At 36.1% G+C, this 2,270-nt stretch carries 7 protein-coding genes; all 7 read left to right on the forward strand.

Features of this window, described 5'->3' with window-relative positions; all coding sequences use genetic code 11:
- On the forward strand, window positions 1–347 hold a 347-nt coding region (locus KQ486_RS13810; RefSeq protein WP_216687980.1), incomplete at its 5' end, for a conserved phage C-terminal domain-containing protein.
- Between the two features lie 9 nt (window positions 348–356).
- A complete protein-coding gene (locus KQ486_RS13815; RefSeq protein ID WP_000803062.1) occupies window positions 357–1,136 on the forward strand; it encodes an ATP-binding protein in 780 nt (259 codons plus the stop codon).
- On the forward strand, window positions 1,130–1,288 hold the full coding sequence (locus KQ486_RS13820; protein WP_000256597.1) for a hypothetical protein: 159 nt from the start codon (window positions 1,130–1,132) through the stop codon (window positions 1,286–1,288). Before KQ486_RS13815 ends, KQ486_RS13820 begins: the two co-directional genes overlap by 7 nt.
- A 12-nt stretch (window positions 1,289–1,300) precedes the next feature.
- Window positions 1,301–1,522 carry a DUF3269 family protein gene (locus KQ486_RS13825; RefSeq protein WP_001123684.1) on the forward strand — a complete coding sequence of 74 codons (222 nt, stop codon included), beginning with the start codon at window positions 1,301–1,303 and terminating at the stop codon, window positions 1,520–1,522.
- A 9-nt stretch (window positions 1,523–1,531) separates the two neighbouring features.
- Window positions 1,532–1,939, forward strand: a complete 408-nt coding sequence (locus KQ486_RS13830; protein WP_000401950.1) for a RusA family crossover junction endodeoxyribonuclease — start codon at window positions 1,532–1,534, stop codon at window positions 1,937–1,939.
- On the forward strand, window positions 1,939–2,124 hold the full coding sequence (locus tag KQ486_RS13835; RefSeq protein WP_001187264.1) for a DUF3113 family protein: 186 nt from the start codon (window positions 1,939–1,941) through the stop codon (window positions 2,122–2,124). The genes KQ486_RS13830 and KQ486_RS13835 overlap by 1 nt, the downstream gene beginning before the upstream one ends.
- On the forward strand, window positions 2,125–2,270 hold a 146-nt coding region (locus tag KQ486_RS13840; RefSeq protein WP_276516872.1), incomplete at its 3' end, for an SA1788 family PVL leukocidin-associated protein. It lies immediately after the preceding gene.

Below are 2,270 nucleotides of genomic sequence, written 5' to 3' on the forward strand. Positions count from 1 at the left end.
CTAATAATGATGGAAGTATATTGTCGGGCAACCCGACTGTGTATTCCATTCCCTATAAAGAAATTATCGAATACTTAAATAAAAAAGCAGGAAAGCATTTTAAACATAATACAGCTAAAACAAAAGATTTTATTAAAGCAAGATGGAATCAAGATTTTAGGTTGGAGGATTTTAAAAAGGTGATTGATATCAAAACAGCTGAATGGTTAAACACGGATAGCGATAAATACCTTAGACCAGAAACACTTTTTGGCAGTAAATTTGAGGGGTACCTCAATCAAAAAATACAACCAACTGGCACGGATCAATTGGAACGCATGAAGTACGACGAAAGTTATTGGGATTAGGGGGATATTATGAAACCACTATTCAGCGAAAAGATAAACGAAAGCTTGAAAAAATATCAACCTACTCATGTCGAAAAAGGATTGAAATGTGAGAGATGTGGAAGTGAATACGACTTATATAAGTTTGCTCCTACTAAAAAACACCCGAATGGTTACGAGTATAAAGACGGTTGCAAATGTGAAATCTATGAGGAATATAAGCGAAACAAGCAACGGAAGATAAACAACATATTCAATCAATCAAACGTTAATCCGTCTTTAAGAGATGCAACAGTCAAAAACTACAAGCCACAAAATGAAAAACAAGTACACGCTAAACAAACAGCAATAGAGTACGTACAAGGCTTCTCTACAAAAGAACCAAAATCATTAATATTGCAAGGTTCATACGGAACTGGTAAAAGCCACCTAGCATACGCTATCGCAAAAGCAGTCAAAGCTAAAGGGCATACGGTTGCTTTTATGCACATACCAATGTTGATGGATCGTATCAAAGCGACATACAACAAAAATGCAGTAGAGACTACAGACGAGCTAGTCAGATTGCTAAGTGATATTGATTTACTTGTACTAGATGATATGGGTGTAGAAAACACAGAGCACACTTTAAATAAACTTTTCAGCATTGTTGATAACAGAGTAGGTAAAAACAACATCTTTACAACTAACTTTAGTGATAAAGAACTAAATCAAAATATGAACTGGCAACGTATCAATTCAAGAATGAAACACAATGCGAGAAAAGTAAGAGTAATCGGAGACGATTTCAGGGAGCGAGATGCATGGTAACCAAAGAATTTTTAAAAACTAAACTTGAGTGTTCAGATATGTACGCTCAGAAACTCATAGATGAGGCACAGGGCGATGAAAATAGGTTGTACGACCTATTTATCCAAAAACTTGCAGAACGTCATACACGCCCCGCTATCGTCGAATATTAAGGAGTGTTAAAAATGCCGAAAGAAAAATATTACTTATACCGAGAAGATGGCACGGAAGATATTAAGGTCATCAAGTATAAAGACAACGTAAATGAAGTTTATTCGCTCACAGGAGCCCATTTCAGCGACGAAAAGAAAATCATGGCTGATAGTGACCTAAAACGATTCAAAGGCGCTCACGGGCTTTTATATGAGCAAGAGCTAGGGTTACAAGCAACGATATTTGATATTTAGAGGTGGCACATGGAAATAGAAATTAAATTTAACGAAACGTTCGAGGCACCTATGGGCTCGCCTCGTCCACGCTTTCGTAATACAGGTAGATTTGTTCAAACATACATGCCAACAGCTTATACAAATCATAAAGCGTATATACAAGGGCAAATGCCTAAGTTAAATCTAGAGCGCGCACTAAAAATCGAATTAGACTTTTACTTTCCATTACTTAAATCATGGTCGAAGAAAAAGAAAAGTGAAATGGTTGGACAGTATAAAGTGACTAAGCCGGATATCGATAACTTAATTAAAACAGTATTAGACGCATGTAATGGTCATGTGTGGAAAGACGATAACCAAATTACAGAAATAACTAGCTCAAAGCGTTATGGACTAGAACCAAAAATAATCATGCGAGTTGAGGAAGTGATCTAATGCAACAGCAAGCATATATAAACGCAACGATTGATATAAGGATACCTACAGAAGTTGAATATCAGTATTTTGATGATGTGGATATCGAAAAAGAAGCGCTGGCAGATTACTTATATAACAATCCAGACGAATTACTAGAGTATGACAATTTAAAAATTAGAAATGTAAATGTAGAGGTGGAATAAATGAGTGTCGTGAAGATTAACGGTAAACCATATAAATTTACCGAACATGAAAATGAATTGATAAAAAAGAACGGGTTAACTCCTGGAATGGTTGCAAAAAGAGTACGTGGTGGCTGGGCGTTGTTAGAAGCCTTAAACGCACCTTA

This window comes from Allobacillus halotolerans (assembly GCF_018967645.1).
GTDB classification, from domain to species: domain Bacteria; phylum Bacillota; class Bacilli; order Bacillales; family Alkalibacillaceae; genus Allobacillus; species Allobacillus halotolerans.